Here is a 23,331-nt window from a genome sequence, read left to right as displayed (position 1 = left end):
ACTATAAAAAATATAACATAGAAGACCCTTGGTTTTGTAATATTTGGGTTCTCCTCTTATTGCCCTGAAAATATTTTTAGAAATTTCTAAATTTTTAACTAAAAAGTGTTCATTTTGATATAAATTCGGGTATATAGAACATAGCTCTTATTTTTTCTTAAATTCGAAAGGAGAGTGAATTTCCATGAAAAAGCTCCCAGTTGAAGGCAGAATTATCAGTATCACACATGATCGTATCGTTGCTGTACAAGGTGAACAAGTGTTTACGTATAACCGAGCCTATTACGAAATCATCCCTCAAACCTTTCACGATCAAACCGCTTAATAAGAAAATGCGAGGGGGCTGGATCCATCGTCCGCCCCTTTCGCATACTTACGTTATTTATATTTGCTTTTTTCGAATAGTAGATTGTTCTCTGTTTATACAATTTGGAAATATACTCGCTTTCCGCCCCTCCCCAGCTCACATGCACAGGATGTACTTGCTTCGACGTTCACCACATGATGTGGTAGATGTTAGTCGAAGATCCTTAATTCGCTTAAGTAAGTGACATTGGCTTTCAGAACTTCTTTATTATTAACATTCAGAAAACAGCCCTTAAATTTTCCGCTCTCTAAGTTCATCCATGACCTCAACGATTCTCTCATGAACCATTTCGATGAACATTTTGTTCTCAATGATCCTGCTTTCCCTTTTGTTATGAAGGGTAAGGATTGATTCTTGACTTTCATCTACCCTCGCAACCAATTCCATTAGTGGTTCTTCAATCAATTTTGCCCGTGCATCTAGAAGTGATTGATTGCCGTCCTCTTCACCACTACTCAATTGATCCAAAATGAAATACATCGTCGCGCAAACACTATGTTTGCAAATTGCTACGTCGTCTGGACATGAACAACTCACCTCATACTCCGGTAAGATAGGGGTCCCATCTACTAGCTGAAAATAGCCATCGACTTCATAATCACTCTGGACCCCTTCTACCACACATTCGAAGTGATTCGGAAACACTTGGAAATCATGTATTCGATGATCATTGTACAATACCATTCCATGTTGGAATCTCTGGTAATCGACCTGACCTGTAAAATGATTCAGCCAATTTTGAAGCCTCGAATTTGTCTTGTTCTTTCGATTTGTCATGAGTTCAACACCTTCTCCCGCAACTGGATCAGTTCGATGAATTCGTTGTCGCTCATTTCTGTCACCCATTGATCTTCGTGATTTACAATTTGAGAGGTGAGCTCCGACTTCCGATCGATCAATCTGTCGATTCCTTCTTCAAGGGTCCCTTGTGTGATCATTTTGTATACCTGGACGTTCTGTTCCTGCCCAATCCGGTAAGCACGGTCGGTTGCCTGATTCTCAACTGCGGGATTCCACCAGCGGTCAAGATGGATGACGTGGTTTGCCTCCGTCAGGTTCAACCCGACACCTCCAGCTTTGATCGATAAGATGAACACACATTTTTTGCGGTTCTCTCTGAATTTTATTAAAAGCTGCTCTCTTTTTTTCGAGGGAATGCCCCCATGTAGAAAGAACACTTTAATATCCGGTTCTTCTTTTACGAGCAACTTCTCAAGCATTTCCCCCATCTTCACATACTGGGTGAACACCAGAGCCTTCTCTTCTTCTTTTACATCTTCCCTTAAAATATCCAGGAACTTTGTGATCTTTCCGGAATGTGCAGCGTGTGGCTCTTCCCATGTCAATAGAGCGGGATGATTGCAAACCTGCTTGAGTCTTGTGATACCGCCAAGGATTGTCCCCCTCCGTTCCATCCCTGTCGCTTTAAGCAATTTTTCACGGATTTGATCAACGACCATTTGATAGAGGGACGCCTGTTCTTTTGTCAATTGACAATGAATTTTCGTTTCAGTCTTCTCAGGCAGCTCTTCCACGATCGAGGTTTGCATTTTCGATCTTCTTAATAAAAATGGTTGAATCAAACGTTTCAGCACCTCGACGCGTTCGGTGTTCCCTTCTTTCTCAATTGGCCGGATGAATTGCTGACTGAAAGATGTGCGGTTTCCTAAGTATCCTGGGTTGAGGAAATCACAAATCGACCATAGCTCTTCTAAACGGTTTTCCATAGGCGTTCCGGTCAGTGCAATTCTGTGGACGGCCTTCAAAGAACGTACAATTTTACTTTGCTTTGTCGTCGGATTTTTGATCATTTGCGCTTCATCTAAGATCATCGTGTTCCATTGTAAATCTTTGAAAAGGTCATGATCCCTCAATACGAGCGCATAGCTTGTAATGATGACATCTTGCCCATGTAAAAACTGTTGGAATGCCAGCTCATCTTGTGCACGGTCTGCTCCATGATGGATCGAAACATTCAATGAAGGCGCAAACCGTTCAAATTCACGTTTCCAATTTCCGAGCACTGACGTCGGACAGACAATCAGATGAGGCCCGTCTTCCTGCCCACTGTCCAACAAATAGGAAATCGCCTGGATTGTTTTTCCCAGTCCCATATCATCAGCAAGACAGACACCGATTCGTCTGTCCCGATGAGAACGGAGCCATTGGAATCCTTTTTTCTGATATGGCCGTAGAATTCCGTTGAATGTCTCAGGTATTTCATACTTTTCCTCTGTCGGTGCTAAAAAGTTTTCCAAATAGTCGTGGACTTCCCGATCGATCTGGAAATCGATGTCCGACTCAAAGTCATTGTTTTTCGACGCCACGCCGACGAGAGTAGCAAACGAGCTTTTATTACGGACAAGAGGCTCCATTTCACTGATTTCATCATAAATCTGATCGATTTTCGATTGCGGCAGCATGATCCACGTATCGTCACGTTGGATAATGTAAGCCTGCGACCGCACAAGCCTTTTAAAGTCTTCTACCGACATCTGGATATCCCCGATGGCAATCTGCCAATCAAAGTCCAGGAGACTGCTCAACCCAATGCCCTGATCACTGTTGTTTTTCACATTCAGCGTGACCTTGACGTCTTTATTCTCAAGCGAGCGGAACGACCAGCCTGCCGGGAACGTCAAGTTGATTTCCATCGATTTTAATACACTCAAGTTTCCATGCAGTGCCCGCAATGTATCGAGGGTGATTTCAGTAGAACCGAATTCCTTTATCTGACGCTGTGATTTATAAAGGAGGTCATCCATCTGGACCAGATAATTCAAGCGGTCATCGACCCAGCCTTTAATATGGGAACGTATGACTTTCGGATCATCCAACGGTACGCGTAGTTCTTCCTCTTGTTCCGTTCCTTTAACATAAATCCGAATCGCCCAGGACGACATGCTCTCATCTGATAACGGAAAACAGTCGATTTCCATAGAGATTGCGTTGAACCCTGTTTGAATGAATTGCTGCTTGAAATGAAGCAGACCTTTTTCAAGCGTCCGATAAGAATCTGAACTCAATGGTGAATGCCACTTTCTGACTTCACGGATCAATACGTGAAGTTTTTGGATTTCATCTTTTGTCTCGACGATATGAAAAAAGCTAGCGTTTGAATTCAATAGTGCTTTTTCCCATATCCTCATTATCTCTCCATCTCCCTGTTCAAGGTCGATTTCAGGACCGGAAGTAAGAAATAGCTTCAATACTTGATCAGCCCAGATATCGAGCATCAAATTCTGCCATTCGCGAATCGGAAATGTCGACAAGTGTTCAAACGAAAAAATGAGCGGCGAAGCCGTTTTCAGCCAATTGGACATAGCGCCACCTTCAAGTACCTTTCGAGACAACATCCATTGTGCATATACATAGTGGCGCTTTTCTTTCGAGATTTCATAAATCGTCGGAAAGTATTGCCCTCCTCGGATCAGCATTTCGATGCTTCGGGCTACAGTTTCCCAGTAGACGAAGCTCTCACCGAAATAAAAGGACCCTTCTGTCCGATGTGCGACTGGCTTCTGTAAATACAAATAGACCCGCCACATATCGACGAGCATTCCCTCAACTTCGTAAAACTCCTCGTCCCATTCGACCATGAGTGTTTTGCATTCTTCTTGTTCACTTGTAAAAACATGAGAGAGACCTGATTCTCCTAATAACCATTGCAAGCGAGATTTGCTGATGGAGATCGGCTCTCCATTCGGTCTGGTCACCCAGATCAAGAACTTCCCTCTTTCATCGAGGGATGGTATGAATGTCATTTGCAAGTGATAATATGTAAACATCGCCTAACTCCCATTGGAATCCAGTTTCCTCAAATTTTGTCCATAACGTCTATTTTACCATATTTCTTGAAATGTATAAATTGCGTCATTCTTTCCCTTGTTAATAGCCTGCGTGAAATTCATAAAAATAAAGTTTCTGCGAAATTCACTCCCTTTCCGCGGGTAAAGATTGGGATTCCAAACTTTTAAAGGTTAACGGACATAGGAGACCTTATTTTGCTGTAAATGCCACGTTTAATTAAGTTAACGGACATCACGGACCTTATTCAATGCAAACTCATAGAAATCAATCGTTTTATAGTCAAATAGCGTCTCTCATGTCCGTTAAATCTCTGAAAACCCTCTATATTTCACAAATAACGGCTCTCATGTCCGTTAACTTGCAACTTACCTCGCTGTTTAGCCTTCCTGCCCCTGCTTTCCTGATGGAGTGTCACGTTTTCGCATAATGTAATTGCTAATAAGATCGTTAATGTAGCCAAAACAAAAACCCATCACGCTTTTCTAGTCCTTCAGCATACCTGTTACATAGTATGTGAGTATCACTGAGCTATGATGAGTCTTGAGCTGATTTTATCTGGATGTCAACTGACGGATCGGACTGTGTCGCGAAAGCATCGGCATCACGATTTCGAATGGAACTGGAATTTCGAGGAATCCGTAAGCATAAGGTGTATACTCATATAACTGGTAAAACAATACCAGTGCCTCATCGGTCAAATAGTATTCTTGTTTATCTGACACTTTTGGCGGCTGATCGAAAATCGGGATATGTTCAGCTTTAATATAATCACTGACATAACGAGTTAATCTCGTCTTATAGTAGCTGTTCGGATTGAATAGTTCCGAAAATGTGAAATTATGACCTGACAAAGTGGAAAATGTCAAGGCTCTCCGTACTTGCATTGGATGGGCTGCGTGTTCCTTGTAAAAGTCTAATAGGATGATCAAGCTTAAAACACCGTTACGGTTCGCTTTGATTGAATACGTAATGGTGACACTTGTATCGGGTTCTTCCGCTTCTTCTTTCAATTGATTCACGACTTTACGTATGGCTTTATTGATCTGACCTTCTACTTTCATATTCTTCATCCCGACAATTTTCGGGTAACTCACTTTGGTAGAACCTTTTTCATTTTTAATGGTGATTATTTTCACCGGCTTGATCGGATCAAACATCCTTTTCCCTCTTTTCAATTCGGGCATGGGCGATTATCATGATGGTATATGTTATTCATTTCCCTATATTTTGGTACACATTTTTATAGAAAGGGTGATGGGTATTGATACGGAGAGCCAAAAGGGAAGACATCGGCCAGATCGCCGAAGTACATGTTGCAAGTTGGAAAACGACTTATCGGGGGATTGTCTCGGATACATTCCTAGATTCATTAACATCTGAACAGAAAATATCACAATGGACGCGAAATTTAGAACAAGATGATTCGATTTTACTCGTGGCTGTTGAAGCTGGACAAGTGGTCGGGTTTGTTAGCGCTGGAAAAAGCAGAAGTGATCATTTCCCTTTTGAAGCTGAGATTTATGCCATTTACATATTAAAAGATTATTAGCGTAAAGGGATCGGGAAAGAGCTTATCAATAAAACGATAGCTGAATTCAAATCGCGCGGTTGGGATTCGATGCTGATCTGGGTGTTGGAAGAAAACGAATCGAAGTATTTCTATGAAAAAATGGGTGGAAAAGAAGCAGGACGGGATCAATTGCAAATCGAAGGGCAGTTTCATACGGAAATTGCTTATGGCTGGGCTGAACTGAAGTAGATAGCTACATTTTTGAGAATTTATTAAGATTTAGAAAAAGACTGCACCGCTAATGGTACAGCCTTATTGATGATCAATCAGATGATTTCTTCTCAAGTCCGTCATAGATATCTTCTAATTCGGTAATGAAATTCAGTTGGAGAGGACCTGGAAGCTGTTCTTGAATTTCTTCCATTTCAGCCATGGATTCAAATTTTTCGTAATTTGCAGGTTTCGTTTCAAGGGAGTGGTACCAGTATTTCACTGCTTCGATCATTTCGTAAAAATGACGTTCAAATCGTTCAGCCCACTCAGCCCCTTCATCACCAGTCGTTTTCTGCATTTCTTCCCAGTCTTCAAGTGCAATATCCAGCTTTTCTTTTACGACAGCAAAATTATTTCGTGACATTCGAACCTTCTGCTGCCTTCACTACATTAGCACCAAGGGTATTTTTAAAATGATCGAGTGCCCACTCGTGACCTGACGGATTGAATGTTTGCACCGCGTCCTCATGGACAACGATTTTGAATCCTTTGTTATAAGCGTCAACAGCTGTATGCAATACACAGATGTCCGTACAAACACCAACGAGGTGGATTTCCTGAATCCCACGCTCTCGTAGTTTCAACTCCAGGTCGGTCCCAGCAAACGCACTGTATCTGGTCTTATCCATCCAATAGACGCGGTCCTTAACCTTTTCGTAGTATTCACCAAGCTCACCATACTGGAAACGACCCGATGTTCCGCGTATATTATGGGCTGGAAACAATGTACTCTCAGGATGATGCGGGTCTTTTTCTTCATGGACATCCACAGCAAAGATGACATATTCACCAGCTTCGACAAAAGACTGGGTCAATTCGGTGATTCGCCTTTCTATCGATTGACCAGCTTCTCCACACGTCAAACGGCCATCATCTGCGACAAAATCATTCGTATAATCAATGACAACCAAAGCCTTCACGATACATTCCCCCTATCACATTCTACTTCCATTATAACGGATAAAAGCACCCAGAATTGAGTGCTTTTTCGTAATTTTGCAATTTATCATATCTCGTTTATCATTCGCCTATCTAGAAAAGTCCGACAGCTTGCCCATCCTCATTAACATCCATGTTAAGAGCAGCAGGTTTCTTTGGTAAACCTGGCATTGTCATCACGTTTCCAGTTAATGCAACGACAAATCCTGCACCGATCGAAGCGCGTAATTCCCGGATCTGAATTCTGAATCCTTTGGGACGTCCAAGCAGAGTTGGATCATCAGACAATGAATACTGGGTCTTCGCCATGCATACAGGAAGGTTATCCCAACCATTGTCAGCGAACTCTTTCAGCTGTTTCTTCGCTTTTGGTGAAAAATCTACACCATCCGCTCCATATACAATACGTGCGATCGTTTCGATTTTTTCCTCAATCGGCAGTTCTAGTGTGTAAAGCGGCTTGTAATGATTTTCTGAAGAATCGATCATATCGACGACTTTTTGGGCAAGTTCTTCTCCACCCTGGCCGCCGTCAGCCCATACTTTAGCTACTGCTACCTCTACACCGTTTTTCGCACACCATTCTTTGACGTATTCGACTTCACGATCCGTATCTTTCACAAAATGGTTAAGCGCCACAACGAACGGTAAACCGAACGCTTTGACCGTTTCGAGATGTTTCTCTAAGTTCACCATTCCCTTTGCAAGGGCATCAAGGTTTTCTTCCCCTAATTGATCTTTCGGAACTCCACCATGCATCTTCAAGGCACGGACAGTAGCTACAACAACGACGAGATTCGGATCGATTTCTCCATACCGCGCTTTGATATCAAGGAATTTCTCGGCTCCAAGATCGGCACCGAATCCAGACTCTGTCACAACATAGTCACCTAGTTTTGATGCCATTTTTGTAGCGATGACACTGTTACAACCGTGCGCGATGTTCGCAAAAGGTCCACCATGGATCAAAGCAGGCGTATTTTCCAAAGTCTGTACAAGGTTCGGCTTAATCGCATCTTTTAAAAGAAGCGCAAGCGCACCTTCAACCCCGAGATCTTTGACGGTGACAGGCTGTTTGTTCGTATCATACGCCACAACCATTTTAGAAAGCCTTTGCTTCAAATCTTTAATGTTCTGAGACAGACAGAAAATCGCCATGATTTCAGAAGCGACCGTGATATCGAAGCCATCTTCCCGTGGAACACCTTGAACTGGACCGCCAAGACCAACGACAACATTACGAAGTGAACGGTCGTTCATATCAACGACACGCTTCCAAACGATTCTCCGTGTATCGATATTCAACTCATTTCCCTGGTGGATATGATTATCGATCAATGCGGATAATGCATTATTTGCGGTGGTGATTGCGTGCAAATCACCAGTGAAATGAAGATTGATCTCTTCCATCGGCATTACTTGTGAATACCCGCCGCCAGCTGCTCCGCCTTTGATCCCCATGCTCGGCCCTAAAGATGGTTCGCGTAATGCAATCAACGCTTTTTTGCCGATTTTATTGAGCGCCTGTCCAAGTCCGACTGTAACCGTCGATTTCCCTTCACCTGCTGGCGTTGGATTGATTGATGTAACAAGGACGATCTTCCCTTCGGCTGTATCCTTTAAGCGATCCATTACATCCAAAGAAATTTTCGCTTTGTAATGTCCGTAGGGTTCCCATTCTTCTTCTGATAGGTTCAATTGTTCAGCAATTTCTTTTATAGGTAAAAGCTTTGCCTCTTGGGCAATTTCAATGTCAGTTTTCACTTTCGTGTTTTCGACCACGTGCCAATCCCTCCATCATCTAAGTACACTTGACTTTTTATTTGTTCGCAACGTACCTTCAATTACGCCGCCCATTTATTACGATAACAATACTCTTTGAAAAATGAAAGCACTTTCATGCAAAATGAAGGTATTTTTTACTATTTTTGTATAAGTTCTGTCCCTTCGGTTGATTGCTTCACTTTTCCATCTTTCAGCAGCTTACCCATTGCCCTTTTGAAAGCTGCTTTCGACAGTCCGAATGCCTGTTTGATGTCCTCTGGAGCTGATTTGTCATGAAACGGCATGAATCCACCGTTCTCCTCCAAATAATCGATCAAGCGCTGGGAATCTTCTTCATAAGCAATTTCCTTCGGCGCTTTAAGGGACCCGTTCAGCCTGCCGTCTTCACGAACGAAAGTTACCCGTACTTGTAGACGCTGGCCGAGACGAAGCTTCGTATCCGCTTCATCCTGATGGAGGAAGGCTATGTAGCGGTCATCCGTAAAAATCATCGCCCCTTGTTCATTGAAACGATAGACATGACCCGTCAAGTATTGGTTGCGAAGTGTATCCGGCGCTGTTTGTGATCGTGTTTCGATTTCTTCATTCGTTGCCAGGTCTGCGAATAATCGTCCTTTTTTATCTGTACGCAGTCCGCAATATAATTTGTCTCCTTCTTGTGGCCATAAGGATCGCTCTGTCGGCAAGTCATCCTTTGAAAGCAAGACATCCTTTTTGATGCCGATATTCATGAAAATACCTAAACTATGCTTGACACCGACAACTTCCAGCCATGCAATACTGTTCATATCTATGAATGGCATCGTTGTCGTTGCTGCAAGTCGTCCTTTGTGATCGTGGTATAGGAAGACCTTTACCCGTTCATCATTTTCCAAATCATTTTCCGTTTCAGATCGATGCAAAAAGACCTCTTCCCTTTTCGCATTCGTCAGCACAAACCCTAATTCCGTTTTACGGTCGACGATCAGATTGACGATATTTCCAGCTTCTAATGAATTCATTATTAACAACTTCCTTTTTGATCTTTGTCATTATTCTTTCCCATTATATCAGAATGATTGATCCGGATAATCACAAAATTCCACGATTGTCCCCTCGGTGGAAATCGGATTCAGATAAATCAACCGACGGCCCAATTGGTTCGTTCGGTATGTATCTTTGAGAAAGAGGATTCCCTGCTGTTCAGCTTCTTCAATTGCCTTGTCAAGATCATCAACACGATAAGCTACATGGTGGACACCTTTTCCTTTTTGCCTTATAAAACGAGCGACCGGAGACGTGTTCGAAGTGGGCTGAAGCAGCTCGATAAGTTCTCCATCAACTCTGACAGCCGCAACATGAACCTCCACCCCAGTGGCTTCACTTGTATAACGATGCTCCACCTCGCCTCCGAGTATGTTTATATAAAGATTGAGTGCTTCTTCTATATCTCGGACAGCAATCCCAATATGGTCAAGGGTTTTCTTCATAAGCTAGAATCCCTCCTTTCATAATCGATTCCTGTTTAGTATAATTCTAGGTAATTCATCTCTAAGGAGGAAGATCATGCCAAAGATTACAGTGCCAGACCATGGAACATTTGAAGTTGAAGAAGGTAAAAAACTCGTATTAGCACTTGAGGACAATGGAATTAACATCCTCCACCGTTGCGGCGGTAAAGCGAAATGTACCACTTGCCGAGTGGAAGTGGAAGCCGGCGATTTCGGTGAATTGACCGACATTGAAAAAGAAGCCTTTAGCCGTAAAGGACTGCAGGAAGGATTCCGTTTATCCTGCCAGGTACGTGTGAACGATGACGCAACAGTGCGCCCGGTGATGACAGAAGAAAACTCCGAAATGGACGCTGGACCAAGACCGGCTGAATGATGAAATGTTGTGAAAGGACTTCAGATTTTGAAGTCCTTTTTAATTGGTTTTGTCGCTTTTATGACCTTGCGATCACTTAACCCCTTCCCACTCCGCTAAGAACTGATCTATAAAGCCTTCCATATAGCGATGACGTTCCTCAGCGAGTTTTTCTCCTGTTTTCGTGTTCATCAAGCTTTTCAATTTGAACAATTTTTCATAAAAATGATTGATTGCTGTGCTTTCCCCGTGTCTGTATTCTTCCTTAGTCATCGGTTCTGTTCTTGGTAGAAGGTCGGACTTATACATCGCTTCACCTTTCGCTCCTGCAAACATGAACGTCCGGGCTATCCCGATTGCACCGAGGGCATCCAGCCGATCCGCATCTTGGACAACTTTACCCTCTAGTGTTCGCATTCCCTTTTCCGAACTCTTGCTAAACGACATCGTTGTAATGATTTCCACGATGTGCTTGATAAACGCTTCTTGTAAACCTTCATCATTTAAAACACGAGTTACTTCCTGTAATGTCCTGTCTTCATCTTCCACAAGCTTGTCGTCAATCAGATCATGTAACAGAACAGCAAGTTCACAGATCATCAAGTCAGCACCTTCATTTTTTCCGATATGCAAAACTAACGATCGGACTCTTTCGATATGGCCCCAGTCATGGCCTGTATAATCATCCTTCAATTTTTCTTTTACCAATTTCTCGATATTCACTCGAACTTGTTCCATTATACATTCTCTCCTTAAAGATAACTTAGCCCAGCCAATCCTTAAGCGCTAGCTGAGCCATAGTTTCACCTATATTGAAAAAAGTATTTTATACTTTCTTCAAATGCATGGAAAAAACAGCATTCGGTTAGATGCTGTTTTGTGGCTCCTTTTCTTTATGTAAAGTTTTAGGAACGATCCGATTTTTTTGGACAAATCGTTTCGCCTCGAAATAATTTTCAACCCCAGCTTGTTTCATTGCCTCCAATAAAGCGATGTAATAACTGCCTTCAAACTTGACCTGGACCTTTAAGGTCGTTTCAATCGCTACATTGACAACTTCCTCTTCCGAATCCGTGTACTTTTTCCCAAAATAAATGAATGCAATATGATTTTCGGTCAAATGGATGCCTTTGCTGCTTAAAAACTCGATATAATTACCTGTTGAATCAATATGCATATACCCTGAGCCCTACCCCTTTTTTAAAATTGGTATTTTTATATTAACATAAAAAAGAGGAACTGGAGCCAGAATTATCAGAATTTCGTTATTTTTCTACACTTTTCGACATCAAGGATTCTCCAAGAGACTGAAGCCGCTGCCCAACACTGCAGTCACGATTGCAAAAGCTCTGGGCATAGTTTTTCCCATAATCTTTCTTGAACGCATCACGCACAAAACAATCCCGGCAGAATGTGTTCAATGTCCATTCGATTTCCTCTGTCACAACCCTTCGTTCCACTCGTCTCACTCCTGCATATTAATGATGAATTTTTTTGATGATTGCACTGATATCAAAATCTATATTCAACTATAAGTATTCCGTTTCTTGTTTTATTTTATTGATACTACTGCTCTTTCTATGCCAAAAGAAAACCACCCGCGATGGAGTGGTTAGTCTTGGCTGCTTCCTTTTTCTAAGACTGATATCAGTTCCCGCAAGTAATCTGGAAGATCAGGCGGCCGTCGGCTTGAAACTAGATGACCATCCACCGTAACGGATTCATCAAGCCACTCAGCGCCTGCATTCTTCATATCATCCTTGATTCCAGGGGTACTTGTCACCACTTTATTATTCAATATACCTGCAGATATCAGGACCCATCCAGCATGGCAGATCTGACCGATCACCCGCTTTTGGTTTTCCATGAACTGCACGATTTCCAAAACTTTTTCATCACGCCGCAATTTATCAGGCGCCCAACCGCCAGGGACAAGAACGCCATCGTATTCATAAAAGTTCACGTCATCATAGCTGTAATCCGCAACTGCCGGAACACCATATTTCCCTTTGTACGCTTTGTTTTCTTCTTTTCCGACGATGTGTACCGTCGCGCCTTCTTCCCGAAGCCTCATCACCGGATACCACAGTTCAAGGTCTTCGAAGTCTTCTTCTACAAAAGCCAATATACGTTTATTCGACAGTCTCATCATGTGAACCTCCTTTTTTACAACATTCGATGATCAACCTTTCTTGAAGGCCGTAATCCATGCACTGATGGGTATGGTAGTACCCTTTCCCGATTTCTGTGATAATATAAACGTTAGGATTAAAAGTTTGGTTTTATGAAATTCACTCCCTTTCCGCGGGCGAACGAAAAGCGGAAGCGACCTGCTTAGTCACGTAGGTCGCTGGAAGACTGACGAGGAGGCTCGAACCAAACAAAGACTTGGTTCTGCGTGGGCTCACTCATAAGGATGTCAATCAATGTGCTGCCGCCACAGGAAGTCTGAAGTGATTCAAGTGACTGGTCGCTGAGCTGGACATCACTTCTATGTCTTGACCTACTTCCGCAAGCCTCCTCACTCACTTGCACAGGATGTCAACACAAAAAATGATATCATTTTCGTGTCTGCGATGGGAATTCTTAGAAGCTTTCCTTATGGTGGCTTCGACGTTCACCACCGGACGTACTTGTACAGGATGTACTGACTTCGACGTTCACCATAGGACGTGGTGGTATTTAGTCGAAGTTCATTCATTATTATAGTCGAAAATCCTTAAATCCCTGCGGGGTCTCGCTTGGCTCGCTGTTCCCGCAGGAGTGTCGCGAATTTCGCTTAACTTTAAAAATTAACATTTATATTTAAACCAAGCAATAAAGGGGATTTCTATGATAGATGTTTATGTAGATGGTGCAAGTTCCGGGAATCCAGGTCCCTCTGGTGCAGGTATTTTTATTAAAGGACTGCCAAACGGCCCAGAATCCTATTCGATTCCACTAGGAGTGATGACAAACCATGAAGCCGAATACCATGCTGTCATCCACGCTTTGAAAATCTGTATCGATAAACAATATAAAATCGTATCCTTCAGAACGGATTCCCAGCTAGTCGAGCAGGCAGTCGATAAGGAATATGTAAAAAAGAATCTGTATCAACCGTTGTTGCAACAGATTCTTCATTTGAAAGATGAATTGGACCTCTTCTTCATCAAATGGATTCCAAGTTCACAAAACAAAAATGCAGACAAGCTCGCACGTGCTGCGATTCAGTTGAATAAACCTATTTAGCTTCCTTTCTAGGCAGCAACTTTGGCGGTTGGTTGTGCAAGTTTGCTGTTCAATTGCGAACTTTAGGACTTAATCGTGCAAATCGGTACGATTTTACTGCAAAAAATCGCCTCTTCCCCCCCTACTGACCATTCCTATTGAGATTGGAACCACTTGATCAACGCTTGAGTCCCGCAGTTTTCCTCCCCTTTTTCAGCTAATGATTTATAAAGGGAGAGCGATAATTCAAGACCCGGGGTCGTCATTCCCATTTCTTTCGCTGACTCCAATGCAATACTCATATCTTTGATGAAATGTTTGATGTAAAACCCTGGTTGATCGTCTTCTGCAATCATACGAGGAGCCAAATTACTCAGCGACCAACTTCCAGCAGCGCCAGTCGTGATACTTTCAAGTACATTCGACGGATCGAGCCCCGCTTTTTCGGCATACACTATTGCTTCACAAACACCGATCATGTTCGTCGCAATCGCGATCTGGTTACACATTTTCGTATGCTGACCTGCACCGGCTTTGCCTTGGAGAATGATGTTTCCCCCCATTACTTCGAAAATCGGTTTGACCGCCTCAAAGACTTCCGGATCACCACCTACCATAATAGCTAATTTTCCATTTCTCGCACCGATATCCCCGCCAGAAACCGGAGCATCCAATGCGAAAATTTTTCTCGTCAATGCTTCTTCATAAATTTCTTTCGCAAGTGCTGGGCTCGATGTCGTCATATCGATGGCATAGGTATTAGTTCTGGCATTTTCAAGAATTCCTTTTTCACCGAAATAGACTTCTTCAACATCATGCGGATACCCGACCATCGAAATGATGATGTTCGATTCCGAAGCAAGTTCAGCTACGGACTCTTTCCAAACCGCTCCTGCGTCAAGAAGTGATTCTGCCTTTGATTTTGTCCGAGTATGTAGAAGAACGGAATACCCAGCTTCCATCAAGTTTTTCGCCATGCTTTGGCCCATCACACCAGTTCCCAAAAATCCAATTGTCGCATCTTTTATATCCATAATTACCTCCATCTTTACAAAAAATAAAACCCCCATTATAAAAGGAGTTCTTCAATCATTCCGTATTTCCTTTAGAAGAGATTACCAATGTCCAAGTGGTTGATTATTTATATCTGTTAAAAGTCCGTTTACTTTCCTTGAATGGATCAATGATCTCTGCGCGTGCTAAAGGATTGTTTTTATAAATTGTCCGCACCTGATCTTTGATAGGTCTTTGATCATCAAAATAGTCATAGCTCCATTTTTCCCTGCATTGAACACCATGTCCCTTGTCTTTTAAAAATGTTTTATAATTCCTGATAATTTCATGCCCGTTTGAATTTGTAGTATTATTGATGAAACCCGAGAAATGGATAAACCGGAGAGGAAGTCCATTGACAAAATATTTTCCGTTTTGTTCTGTAAGCGTCCGTTCAAAAAAGTTCCATTTCGCAACGTTATACCCTGGATGTTTCAATCGCAGGACTTGATCAAAATAAACCGGCACATGATCGATCCATCTTTGTTCATTATAAAGGCCGCGCGGTGGATCAGTGTAACTGAAATGTTCAAGGCGTTCTGCCCACCAATCCACAAATGTATTTGCCGTTTTTGATCTATTTATCGCCAAAAAGCCTGTATTGAATATTCCAGATTGAAGGAATGACTGTTCCAAGCCCACCGATTTCAAATTTTCTGGAGGCTGTATGATGTGAGGGGTGATGACAATAGAATTCGTTTTCAATGCTTCCTGAACCTCAGTGAAAGGACTGAACACCTGTGTATCTGCGTCTAAAAGTACGAATTTGTCTTCCGATGGATAAGCTTGAAGCATATAACGGAACAATTGCCCTTTACATGCACCTGAAGCTTCATATTGGTTATATTTGAAGATCGTCTGATTGAAATTCTTAAACCCTATGTCTTTCGCAAGGATTACATCGTCAAAGCTTCCGAAAGATTGGATATTGTGGGGAATCTCTTTTTCAAACATACAGACAACAAATTTATGTTCAGGCATATGCCGTTTGATTGAGTCCCTAAGTATGGACGCTAGTGCGAGGTGATTGGCACAAACAATGGTAAAAAACAACATGTTCAACGCCCTTTTCTTTTATTGTTTCTGACTTTTGCTCTATTTTTTCTGTAGCTCCATTGATAGTCTTGAGGATAAATCTCGCTATTCTCCTTAAGTTCTAGAAGATATTCTTCAAGAATCGGATACATGATACTAGTCTCATCAATATGCTCAGCCAGCCCATCCAGATGTGAAAAATGAAAGAAACGAAAAGGATCACCCTTAGCGAAATATGCAACACCATCCGATGTGATCTGCCGTTGTTCTAGATTCCATAAAGCAATATTATATCCTGGATATTTAAGGATTTTTATTTCATCGAATAAACTTACCGCTTCAGTTAACCATCTTTGATCCGTATGGAAACCAGACTTGGGATCAATGAAAGCGTAATATTTCAGACGTTCATTCCACCAGTCGAGAAAACGATCAGTTACTGCAGACCGTTTCAAACCTATGAATCCAGCATTGATGACGCCGATTTTCAAAACCTCGATTTCCGCGTTCTCACCAAAAATCGTGTGAGTTATTTCAGGAGGCGTAATGAAGTACGGGGTGAAAATGATAAAATTGTTCCTAAAAGCCTCTTCCACTTCAGGAATAGACGAGAAGAGTTTCACATCAGAATCAAAGTAAATAATACAATCCTCATCATCGTATTGTTGGAATGCATATTTAAGTAATTGAGCTTTTACTGCACAGGTTGCTTCGAATTGATTGTATCGAGAAATCACTTTTTCAACGTCGACTCCAAGATCCTTCGCTAATACGACTTCATCAAAGGAAAGATCGTTCTCAATTAGAGGCGGGTGATCTTTCTCCACGAGACAAACAATCAGTTTGCTGTCCGGAATATGTTTTTTCAGAGATATCGCTAAAACTTTTGCTCGTGCAAGGTGATTGGAACAAACGGAAGTACAAAATATCATATTGAAAGCCACCAAACTTTTCCGATTTTGGACAGAAACATCAGTATCCTCTATTCACATTATGTAATGATAGAGAAATCGTTAAAAAAACTTGGCGAGGCCTAAGATCGAGCCTTAGTTACTCTTATATTGAAAAAAGTATTTTATTCTTTCTTCAAATGTCAAAAAAGAGCTGCCCCCAGCATCGTTCCTACGATGTAAAGGGCAGCTCTATTCTTCTTTTTCACATTCTCACACGCAACTCTAATCGTTCAACTTCTTCCCGCAACTTATCTCGATCAAGCCTCAATGAGAAACCATCCCATGGCGTTTCTTTTAAAATAGGGATTTCCGTATCGATGGTGACCAGTTCTTTACTTAAGAAGGCCATTTCACGTCCGGCTGCAATCTTTTTCAAATAACGTTTGAAAATCGGATCGATTTCCTCCTCTTCATAAATCGCTTCAACCGTTCCGTATTGCTGGATCATCGGTAATGCTGCTTTTTCTCCGACCCCATGGACACCAGGGATGTTGTCGCTTTTATCCCCTAGCAACGCCTTTACATCAATCCATTGAGCAGGTGTGATCCCGTATTCATCGGAAAAATGTTTGAGTGTGTAGGCGTTCTCTTCTTTTTTCTTCGCAATGATTTGTGAAACTTTATTGGTCAACAATTGAAGAAGATCACGATCATTGCTGTAGATGAAGCATTCTCCGTCCATTTCGTCGGACCAACGGCGTGATAACGTACCGATGATGTCATCCGCTTCATACGGACTGATCGTCAACTGCGTAACGCCGACGATATCGAACAGCTCGGTAATCGTCGTGTACTGCTGGATCAAAGGCTCAGGCAGCTCATTACGCGTATCCTTATAATCTGGAAAACGTTGACGGCGTAGTGTTTCCTCACGCTTCACATCCCACGCGATCGCCAGGTGTGAAGGGTTGTACATTTCAATCAGGTTCAAAAGCTTCTGCACTTTTACACGGAGAGCGTTCGTATAGAGCCCTTCGCTGTTTTTGGTCAGTTCATGATCTTCTCGACCGTAACTTGTCGCAAAATAACACCGGCTCAACAAATTGAAACCATCGATGATAATGAAGCGGTTATCCATTGTTTTATCCCCTTTTCCCGTAAAAAATCCTTCTACCATTGTAGCACAAAATAAGAAAGCTGACCCCTCGAGTATGATGAACTCTTGGAGCCAGCTTTTTTCAGTTATGTAATCCCGCACTTGCCGTGACACTTCATGACTCATAAACCCACATTAGCAGGTGGGTACCCGCATCAATCCGTTCGTCTTCCGCTTCCGAAGTTGCGGCTTGACGTCTAGATCGAGATTTAAGGTTCCCTTTGTCATGGCATCGGTTTAAGACATAAACGTGTCACCAACAATGCAGGAACTTAATTATATCGAGGAATGGTTTTTTTGTAAAGTTGCCTGCAAGCCTAGTCATACATTCACATATGTACCCCACACAACAGGCAAGTATCCCTAAAAAGCTGTTATAAATAAAAATAGTAAGTTAATAAAACTTTTATCTTAGTTTATTTCTAATTTAATCCATCTAATCAGGTACTTCGTCATATTTTTCTGATATTTTGACAAAAATAGAACTTTTTTTCAGCGTAATCCTACAACCTTTGTATTACACAACGACTATGATAGAAGTATTAATTGGGCCAATACCCCTCCTGTAAAAAGGCAAACCCATCGAAAGACGGGGACGCAAAGTCACAGATCTAAGGTATTTGTTACTACGACGGCTGGGCTACCGAGAGGCAGTATACTTTTTAGGGGGAATGTACGAGTGGAGAAGCTTAAAGATCGTGAAAAATTGGATGTTGAATGGATTGAACTCATGAAGGTCGCAAAACAAGTTGGAATGACGAAGAATGAAATAAGGGATTTTATTCGCAATTTTCCAATAAAATCCTTGGAGGGAAAGGCATAAACTGACATACATAGTCTATTTTTTCAGATGGTTTATGGTATAATTGAATTAAATATACCAAAGAAATCGACCTGAAGGAGTTCAAAAATGATTGGGGATCGTCTTAAACATTACAGAAACCAAAAAGGGATGTCATTATCCGAATTAGCTGAGAGAGCTGGTGTCGCTAAGTCTTACTTAAGCTCTATCGAACGGAATCTACAAACAAATCCTTCTATTCAATTCCTAGAAAAAGTCTCTAATGTATTGAAAATTCCACTCGACAGTTTATTGCATGATTCTGTTGATGTTGAGTCTGACGATCTTGACCAGGGATGGATGAAACTAGTACAGGAAGCCATGGAATCTGGAGTATCAAAAGAAGAATTCAGAAGTTTCTTAGAGTATAACAAATGGAAAAAACAACAGGACAATGAATAAGCACCGCAAAAATTTCCTGTTTTGCAGTGCTCTTTATTTTGCTCCTAAATTCATATATTTCTGTTGGTAGATGAAGTTGCGGACCTCACTGCTTGATAGTCCTAACGCTCTTGCTTCTTTCATAAGCTTAAACCACTCAGGATCGATAAACAACTCCTCCATTTCGTATAAATCCAAATCAAGTTCCTTCGCTATCCTGATCATTTTAAAAAAAGAAGGGTTCTGAATCTTTCCATTTTCTAAATTCAATATGTAAGCTTCGGTAACTTGTACACGTTGAGCAAGATCAATAACTGAGATATGCTGCTCTAACCTTGCCTCTTTAATTCTGCTCCATAACATGACTTGAATCCCACCCTCTTACGGTTCACCTTTTTATATTCTCATATCTATCAATGTTCCAACCTTTAATTCTCCAAATAGTATTTCATCATCTTGAATAAAAACTTTTGAGTGTCTATTTTTCTTTTCTAATGACTCGATGACAGATTTCGTGTAGGAAAAGGGACATTTTCCTATAAATTGATTATTGATCGAAATTTCACCTATATCCTCTAGTTTATAAGTAAGACAGATCTTTCTGTTATTAATGTAAGAAATATAATCACCATTCAGCCTACGAATCATGGGTAAACCCCTTTTCTTATGGATTTTTAAGCTTTGCTTGAACAATCAATCGATGAGTAGGATCTTTCATCGGATCACAGGTAATGAGGGTCACAATGTTTTCTGCAGGAACTGATTCTAGAACGGAAGTATCCTCTGGAAGTACTCTAGTGGTGTGATATACGGTATAAGTATATGTTTCATCTTTTGTTTTTATTATGATCTCATCTCCATGCCCAACCTCGTTTAAACGGTTGAAATCTTTACCGTACGTGTAACTACGGTGTGCAGCAATGGCAGAATTTCCAGACTGGCCTAACAATGAAGTCCCTTCTAAATGCCCTGCCCCCTTCTTTAGATTGGATAAAGTAGCTCCTTCAAGAACCGGTAATCTAGCATCGATACTAGGAATCTCCACAGTACCAACCAATTCACCAGAGGAAGGAGCTTCTGTACTTTCATCATCTGAAGCATATACTTTTGACAATGAAGTAAAACTCTCTTTAGCTGTATCAGGATTTGTTTGGTTCCACTCTGAAAGAAGTTCTTCTTGTTGATGGATACTGTATTGTGATTTTAAATAAGGAAAGAAAGCCGTCCCCAAACCGATTAAAAAGATGAATAACCCTAGTAGAAATCTCATGAAAAATTCACCTTCTAATTCGAATACGAGGACGATCACTCGTTAAACGTTTTCTCATAATACCCACACCAAGTCCAGCTAAGATAATTCCAGATAAGTAATACCAAATTGGATTTGATTCTCCCGTTTGAGGTAACCCCCCGCTGTTAGTAGGAGTATCTTTACCTGGAGTCTCGCCATTGCTTGGATTTTCTATGTCCTCTGGATCTTTAGGAGGAACAGATTCTTTGTTCCCTTCCGCAGTAAAAACCAAATCAAATGCTGTAGATAAACCCTGATATTCATTTCCAGATTCCGGTGGAAATGTGACAGTAACCACAAACTCTTCACTATTATGATGAGCTAATTCACGTTCAGCTAAAGTGTCAAATTCACTCAGTTTATCTTGAAACAAAATATTACCACTTTGATCTTGAACTTTTATTTCTAATTGCTCATAAAGTTTTTCAGATCCGTCTTTAAAAGTTGCTAGAGTCTTATAATTGAAATCTACATTCCCATCATTTTTTACAATTAATTTACGCTCAGCCCAATCACCAGGTTTTAAGTTTTTCACATCAAAAAGGTAGCTTGCTGGTGATGTACTGATGTCTAACACAGGAGTACTTTCATCTGCGCCAGTATTCATTACAGGTTGATAAAACACGTTCACCAACATGATTGCACTATAAATTAGTACTAGTTTTACAATTAAACTTTTTATCAGCTTCATAATATGGACTCCTCTAAAGTATAGATTTCTTTGTAAAAGGAGTTTCAGATATATTTACTTATTAATAGAATGGGAAGGTGGGATGATCCCACCTTCCCATTAGTTTTTGAAAAAATATTATCTTGCCTCACCTTCAGTTTGACTACCCACAAAATTCCATACAAGTTCTAATGAGTCTCCTTGGAATTCATTTTGATCTGCTCCATTATCTACAAATTCAAATTGTACATAAAGTAAATCACTTGAACCAGATACAAGTCCTTCACTTCCCCATTCGTCTCCAAAAATATGTTCAAACTGATCTTTCACAGCTTCAGGTGACATAGCTTTCAAATTAGCTAGTGAGGTAGACCATACTGGAACGTCTAACTTATCAACGTTAAACATGAAGTTCACTCGAATGTGTTCACCTAAGTCATTAACATTATTTCCATTTGCATCACTTACTGTGTAGTCGGTGTTGATTACAACGTTCTTAATGTCTAAAGACCCACCATTTACAAGTTCAAATGAACGAAGCATCGTATCTCCAGGCTTAATGTTATCAACATTAATAATTTCTTGAGGATCGACTGATAAATCTAATGTTCCTGCTGCAAACGTGTTAGTAGATGTTGCTGTGTCACTAAAGTATGCGTAAGTCCCTCCCCCTACTAATGCTAATCCTAGTGCTGCTGACGCTACGCCCAAACCTAATTTCTTTTTAATACTCATCTTTCTTTTTCCTCCTTCACCCATTTGGGTATGTAAAATTTTTATTTTGAATCCGCTAAAGCGGTGATTCAACATATTTTAGTTGCTGGTTGTAGTGCTTGATTCTTCTTTTTTCTTTGGTACCTCTATTTCTCGAATAGCTTTCCAGATCGAGTAAGCTGAATAGATGATCATTAAAACCCCTGGAACGATCAAGAGAATTGCTGTACCTAATTTCGAATTTGCAAAGTTCATGAAGTATCCAAGAAAAGGAATGTTGAAGCCGTTATATTTACCTACAACATTTTCTGAAAGAACAGGTTCTAAATCTGCTCCATCATTGTTATCTCCCTTTGTGATGTACTGTACGTGATTCTCTGTCTTTTTAACTTCAATTATTCTGTGGGTGATCAATGTCTCTGCATCTTCTTTAAAGGTAATGATGTCATCTTTCTTTAAACCCTCTTTATTAATTGAAGGATCGATAGCGATAACGGCTCCAGTATCAAATGTTGGTTCCATTGAGCCTGACAATACTGATTTAAGTTGGTAACCAACGAAGTTTGGTTCTCCCCCAGATGCTTTTGAACTTACAACCATAAAGATCATGACAATGAATACTGCAAATAACATCCAAGACGTGATATTGCTGATCCATTTTAAAACTGTTTTCATATGCTTCACTCCGTTGAATCATTTTTACTTTCACTAGATTGATTTACTTCGTCTTCATTATCTTTGTTATCTAAGTTGGTAATCTTCTTAGCATCAGATGTTTGACTTTTAGATTTTACCTGATCGGAATCAGATTCCTGAGATTCATCTGGAGGCGGAAGTTCTTGGTCTTGTTTATCTTTTTCATCTTCTTCTGATCTTTCAGCATCATTGCCGTTTTCATTGCTCATTTCCTCAGAAGAATCGGCTTTCTCAGAAGATTCATCTCCTGGATTATTTTTCTTATCAGTATCTTCATGTTCTTCTGTACTACTATCATCAGATTTGTCTTTTTTCTTATCTTCATCTTTACCTTTATCTGAACAAGGGGCACTAGTATGATCATCACAGTCATCCTTGTTATGACCTGGATTATCTGGATCTGTTTTATCCCCAGTGTCTTCATCACCATCTTCTGGACCGTTTCCGATTCCAGCATTATCCTTGCACAGGTCTTTATGTGATTTTTTATAAGCCTTATCCGCACAAAAATCTGATGCTGCAGTTATTGTCCCGTTCACCTTGCTAGTATCACTGAAATATGAATAAGTGCTTTGAACAGTGAACCCAAAGAGGAAGAAAATAAAAAGTACTAGTGTAAAATTTACAAACAATCTGTATTTTTTCTTCTTTGTTGTTGAACTTCTAGTTCTTCTTTTACGACTTGGTAGCTCTAGCAATCATTTCACCTACTTTTCTAATAGGTTGTGATATTGTTCTTTTTAAAGAACATATTATAATTGGAGTATATACCTATATAACGAACTTGAAAACCTGAGAAAATGGTTGTTCTGTTCGTTTTAAAGAACTTAATCTTATGTTTCCTCTATTTTACTCTGTTTTT

At 40.8% G+C, this 23,331-nt stretch carries 29 protein-coding genes, 1 other RNA gene and 1 riboswitch; of the genes, 7 read left to right on the top strand and 23 right to left on the bottom strand.

The window, feature by feature from the left end; translation table 11 throughout:
* Positions 1-184 precede the first annotated feature (184 nt).
* The gene (locus tag KOL94_RS05410) at positions 185-325 is read left to right on the top strand and encodes a hypothetical protein (protein ID WP_221564770.1); all 141 of its coding nucleotides are present in this window, start codon (positions 185-187) and stop codon (positions 323-325) included.
* A gap of 273 nt (positions 326-598) precedes the next feature.
* Here KOL94_RS05410 and KOL94_RS05405 read toward each other — a convergent pair whose 3' ends face one another.
* From KOL94_RS05405 to KOL94_RS05395, 3 genes are all read right to left on the bottom strand, one after another.
* Positions 599-1,144 (bottom strand): hypothetical protein, encoded by a 546-nt coding sequence (locus tag KOL94_RS05405; RefSeq protein WP_221564769.1) that lies wholly within the window; start codon positions 1,142-1,144, stop codon positions 599-601.
* A complete protein-coding gene (locus KOL94_RS05400) occupies positions 1,141-4,155 on the bottom strand; it encodes a DEAD/DEAH box helicase (protein WP_221564768.1) in 3,015 nt (1,004 codons plus the stop codon). Before KOL94_RS05400 ends, KOL94_RS05405 begins: the two co-directional genes overlap by 4 nt.
* 573 nt (positions 4,156-4,728) lie before the next feature.
* A complete protein-coding gene (locus KOL94_RS05395; RefSeq protein WP_221564766.1) occupies positions 4,729-5,334 on the bottom strand; it encodes a DUF3298 and DUF4163 domain-containing protein in 606 nt (201 codons plus the stop codon).
* Between the two features lie 104 nt (positions 5,335-5,438).
* Here KOL94_RS05395 and KOL94_RS05390 point away from each other — a divergent pair, with 104 nt between their 5' ends.
* Together KOL94_RS05390 and KOL94_RS05385 are read left to right on the top strand one after the other, a co-directional pair.
* A complete protein-coding gene (locus KOL94_RS05390) occupies positions 5,439-5,726 on the top strand; it encodes a GNAT family N-acetyltransferase (RefSeq protein ID WP_221564764.1) in 288 nt (95 codons plus the stop codon).
* A gap of 9 nt (positions 5,727-5,735) precedes the next feature.
* Entirely contained in the window at positions 5,736-5,936 is a 201-nt protein-coding gene (locus tag KOL94_RS05385) for a GNAT family N-acetyltransferase (RefSeq protein WP_221567593.1), read from the top strand.
* A 73-nt stretch (positions 5,937-6,009) separates the two neighbouring features.
* Here KOL94_RS05385 and KOL94_RS05380 read toward each other — a convergent pair whose 3' ends face one another.
* From KOL94_RS05380 to KOL94_RS05360, 5 genes are all read right to left on the bottom strand, one after another.
* Entirely contained in the window at positions 6,010-6,324 is a 315-nt protein-coding gene (locus tag KOL94_RS05380) for a hypothetical protein (protein WP_221564762.1), read from the bottom strand.
* On the bottom strand, positions 6,311-6,883 hold the full coding sequence (locus tag KOL94_RS05375; protein WP_221567592.1) for a cysteine hydrolase family protein: 573 nt from the start codon (positions 6,881-6,883) through the stop codon (positions 6,311-6,313). The genes KOL94_RS05380 and KOL94_RS05375 overlap by 14 nt, the downstream gene beginning before the upstream one ends.
* Positions 6,884-6,992: 109 nt before the next feature.
* Positions 6,993-8,681 carry a formate--tetrahydrofolate ligase gene (locus tag KOL94_RS05370; RefSeq protein ID WP_221564760.1) on the bottom strand — a complete coding sequence of 563 codons (1,689 nt, stop codon included), beginning with the start codon at positions 8,679-8,681 and terminating at the stop codon, positions 6,993-6,995.
* 140 nt (positions 8,682-8,821) lie between these two features.
* Complete coding sequence (locus KOL94_RS05365; protein ID WP_260412207.1) at positions 8,822-9,685, bottom strand: CvfB family protein; 864 nt, start codon at positions 9,683-9,685, stop codon at positions 8,822-8,824.
* Between the two features lie 48 nt (positions 9,686-9,733).
* A complete protein-coding gene (locus KOL94_RS05360) occupies positions 9,734-10,153 on the bottom strand; it encodes a VOC family protein (RefSeq protein ID WP_221564758.1) in 420 nt (139 codons plus the stop codon).
* Between the two features lie 76 nt (positions 10,154-10,229).
* Between KOL94_RS05360 and KOL94_RS05355 the strand changes: the two genes are divergently transcribed.
* Complete coding sequence (locus KOL94_RS05355) at positions 10,230-10,550, top strand: 2Fe-2S iron-sulfur cluster-binding protein (RefSeq protein ID WP_221564757.1); 321 nt, start codon at positions 10,230-10,232, stop codon at positions 10,548-10,550.
* Positions 10,551-10,622: 72 nt separating this feature from the next.
* On the opposite strand, the gene KOL94_RS05350 is transcribed toward KOL94_RS05355, so the two are convergent.
* From KOL94_RS05350 to KOL94_RS05335, 4 genes are all read right to left on the bottom strand, one after another.
* Positions 10,623-11,267 carry an HD domain-containing protein gene (locus KOL94_RS05350; RefSeq protein WP_221564756.1) on the bottom strand — a complete coding sequence of 215 codons (645 nt, stop codon included), beginning with the start codon at positions 11,265-11,267 and terminating at the stop codon, positions 10,623-10,625.
* 127 nt (positions 11,268-11,394) lie between these two features.
* A complete protein-coding gene (locus KOL94_RS05345; protein WP_221564755.1) occupies positions 11,395-11,706 on the bottom strand; it encodes a DUF6123 family protein in 312 nt (103 codons plus the stop codon).
* 88 nt (positions 11,707-11,794) lie between these two features.
* Positions 11,795-11,989, bottom strand: a complete 195-nt coding sequence (locus KOL94_RS05340; protein ID WP_221564754.1) for a zinc-finger domain-containing protein — start codon at positions 11,987-11,989, stop codon at positions 11,795-11,797.
* Between the two features lie 152 nt (positions 11,990-12,141).
* Positions 12,142-12,678 (bottom strand): type 1 glutamine amidotransferase domain-containing protein, encoded by a 537-nt coding sequence (locus tag KOL94_RS05335; protein ID WP_221564753.1) that lies wholly within the window; start codon positions 12,676-12,678, stop codon positions 12,142-12,144.
* Between the two features lie 683 nt (positions 12,679-13,361).
* On the opposite strand from KOL94_RS05335, the gene KOL94_RS05330 reads away from it, so the two are divergent.
* Entirely contained in the window at positions 13,362-13,760 is a 399-nt protein-coding gene (locus tag KOL94_RS05330) for a reverse transcriptase-like protein (protein WP_221564752.1), read from the top strand.
* Between the two features lie 134 nt (positions 13,761-13,894).
* Here KOL94_RS05330 and KOL94_RS05325 read toward each other — a convergent pair whose 3' ends face one another.
* The 5 genes from KOL94_RS05325 to ssrS form a co-directional block, all read right to left on the bottom strand.
* Positions 13,895-14,773: an NAD(P)-dependent oxidoreductase gene (locus tag KOL94_RS05325; protein ID WP_221564751.1), complete on the bottom strand. Its 879-nt coding sequence runs from the start codon at positions 14,771-14,773 to the stop codon at positions 13,895-13,897.
* A gap of 103 nt (positions 14,774-14,876) precedes the next feature.
* On the bottom strand, positions 14,877-15,848 hold the full coding sequence (locus KOL94_RS05320; protein ID WP_221564749.1) for a glycosyltransferase: 972 nt from the start codon (positions 15,846-15,848) through the stop codon (positions 14,877-14,879).
* Between the two features lie 2 nt (positions 15,849-15,850).
* Positions 15,851-16,759, bottom strand: coding sequence for a hypothetical protein (locus tag KOL94_RS05315; RefSeq protein ID WP_221564747.1), 909 nt, complete (start codon positions 16,757-16,759; stop codon positions 15,851-15,853).
* Positions 16,760-16,982: 223 nt separating this feature from the next.
* Entirely contained in the window at positions 16,983-17,858 is an 876-nt protein-coding gene (locus KOL94_RS05310) for a 5'-3' exonuclease (RefSeq protein WP_221564745.1), read from the bottom strand.
* Positions 17,859-17,965: 107 nt separating this feature from the next.
* A non-coding RNA gene (ssrS, locus tag KOL94_RS05305) (6S RNA) lies at positions 17,966-18,150 on the bottom strand.
* A 288-nt stretch (positions 18,151-18,438) separates the two neighbouring features.
* Positions 18,439-18,524, top strand: a riboswitch (cyclic di-GMP riboswitch).
* 31 nt (positions 18,525-18,555) lie between these two features.
* Between ssrS and KOL94_RS05300 the strand changes: the two genes are divergently transcribed.
* Together KOL94_RS05300 and KOL94_RS05295 are read left to right on the top strand one after the other, a co-directional pair.
* Positions 18,556-18,699, top strand: a complete 144-nt coding sequence (locus KOL94_RS05300; RefSeq protein WP_221564743.1) for an anti-repressor SinI family protein — start codon at positions 18,556-18,558, stop codon at positions 18,697-18,699.
* An 87-nt stretch (positions 18,700-18,786) separates the two neighbouring features.
* Positions 18,787-19,119 (top strand): helix-turn-helix domain-containing protein, encoded by a 333-nt coding sequence (locus KOL94_RS05295; protein WP_221564742.1) that lies wholly within the window; start codon positions 18,787-18,789, stop codon positions 19,117-19,119.
* A gap of 33 nt (positions 19,120-19,152) precedes the next feature.
* Here KOL94_RS05295 and KOL94_RS05290 read toward each other — a convergent pair whose 3' ends face one another.
* The 6 genes from KOL94_RS05290 to KOL94_RS05265 form a co-directional block, all read right to left on the bottom strand.
* Positions 19,153-19,461 (bottom strand): helix-turn-helix domain-containing protein, encoded by a 309-nt coding sequence (locus tag KOL94_RS05290; RefSeq protein WP_221567590.1) that lies wholly within the window; start codon positions 19,459-19,461, stop codon positions 19,153-19,155.
* A gap of 301 nt (positions 19,462-19,762) precedes the next feature.
* Positions 19,763-20,368 carry a class D sortase gene (locus KOL94_RS05285; RefSeq protein ID WP_221564741.1) on the bottom strand — a complete coding sequence of 202 codons (606 nt, stop codon included), beginning with the start codon at positions 20,366-20,368 and terminating at the stop codon, positions 19,763-19,765.
* A 7-nt stretch (positions 20,369-20,375) separates the two neighbouring features.
* Positions 20,376-21,080 carry a TasA family protein gene (locus KOL94_RS05280; protein WP_221564740.1) on the bottom strand — a complete coding sequence of 235 codons (705 nt, stop codon included), beginning with the start codon at positions 21,078-21,080 and terminating at the stop codon, positions 20,376-20,378.
* Positions 21,081-21,197: 117 nt separating this feature from the next.
* On the bottom strand, positions 21,198-21,794 hold the full coding sequence (locus KOL94_RS05275) for a CalY family protein (RefSeq protein ID WP_221564739.1): 597 nt from the start codon (positions 21,792-21,794) through the stop codon (positions 21,198-21,200).
* 78 nt (positions 21,795-21,872) lie between these two features.
* Complete coding sequence (gene sipW / locus KOL94_RS05270; RefSeq protein ID WP_221564738.1) at positions 21,873-22,448, bottom strand: signal peptidase I SipW; 576 nt, start codon at positions 22,446-22,448, stop codon at positions 21,873-21,875.
* A gap of 5 nt (positions 22,449-22,453) precedes the next feature.
* Positions 22,454-23,167, bottom strand: a complete 714-nt coding sequence (locus tag KOL94_RS05265; protein ID WP_221564737.1) for a SipW-dependent-type signal peptide-containing protein — start codon at positions 23,165-23,167, stop codon at positions 22,454-22,456.
* Positions 23,168-23,331 lie beyond the last annotated feature (164 nt).

The sequence above is a fragment of the Alkalihalobacillus sp. TS-13 genome, assembly GCF_019720915.1.
GTDB lineage: Bacteria > Bacillota > Bacilli > Bacillales > Fictibacillaceae > Pseudalkalibacillus.
This window is presented reverse-complemented; position numbering and strand designations above follow the sequence as displayed.